The sequence below is a fragment of the Streptosporangium sp. NPDC003464 genome (genome assembly GCF_053588315.1).
In genome coordinates, this window is record NZ_JBSFPS010000582.1 from 1 (window position 1) to 1009 (window position 1009).

Here is a 1009-nt window from a genome sequence, read left to right on the forward strand (position 1 = left end):
CGACCATGCACCCCGACATGTCCAAGGCCCTCGCGCTCCTCGCCGCAGGCCACCCCACCCACAAGGCCGCTGAGATCACCGGCTGGCCCATCGGCCGGATCAACTCCATCGCCAAAGGCCAGCGGGGCTGGCTGATCGACAAGAACGGCTGCGTGTACGACCCGAGCAAGCGCGGCTACAAGGTGCAGGTCCCCGACGCCGTCGACCTCAACGACCTCGCATGGGCCCGCGGGCTCCTCGGAGGAGACACTGCGCGCACCATCCAGTTCCAGGAGGCCGACCCCACCCCGGCCCGACCGACGGTGACCAAGACGGCCGCGAAGCCCAAGCCTCCCGCCGAGCCGGCCGAGGTGAAAGGCGCAGCCGCGATCGACGGGCCACTCGCTGCCGAGCTGCCCCTGAACGCAATCCATGACCACCCAGGCAACATCCGCGACGACGTCGGCGACGTCGACGAACTCACCGCGAGCATCGCCGCCCAGGGCCTCCTGCAGCCGGTCACCGTCCGCCCCCACCCGAACAAGCCCGGCCACTTCGAACTGCTCGCTGGACACCGCCGCCGCGCCGCCGCCGTCCAGGCCGGGCTCGCCACCGTGCCCGCCGTCATCCGCTACGACGTCACCGGCGGTGGCCAGGCGGTCGAAGTGATGCTCGTCGAAAACGTGCAGAGGAAAGATCTCAATCCGATGGAGAAGGCCGAGGCGGTCGGCCGGCTCCGCGACCAGGGATACTCCGGGGCGCTCATCTCCGCCCGGACCGGCATGGGATCCGGAACGGTCTCCTACCTCCTCGCGCTCCTGGAACTCGACGAGCCGTCCAAGGAGAAAGTCCGCACCGGCGAGCTCACCGCCACCGACGCTGTCGCCGCTGTCCGCCGACTGAGGAAGAAGGCGCGGGAGGCCCGGGCGGCCGGGTCGGCGGTGACGCCCTGGTCGTGGGAGCCCGACTATCTGGCCAAGACCCACCCGCTGGCCAAGAAGGCAGCGAAGTTGTGCGCGGCGCGTGAGCA

At 70.4% G+C, this 1009-nt stretch carries 1 protein-coding gene; it reads left to right on the top strand.

Features of this window, described 5'->3' with window-relative positions:
* Positions 1-17 precede the first annotated feature (17 nt).
* On the top strand, positions 18-1009 hold a 992-nt coding region (locus ACWDS7_RS48720; RefSeq protein ID WP_451934867.1), incomplete at its 3' end, for a ParB/RepB/Spo0J family partition protein.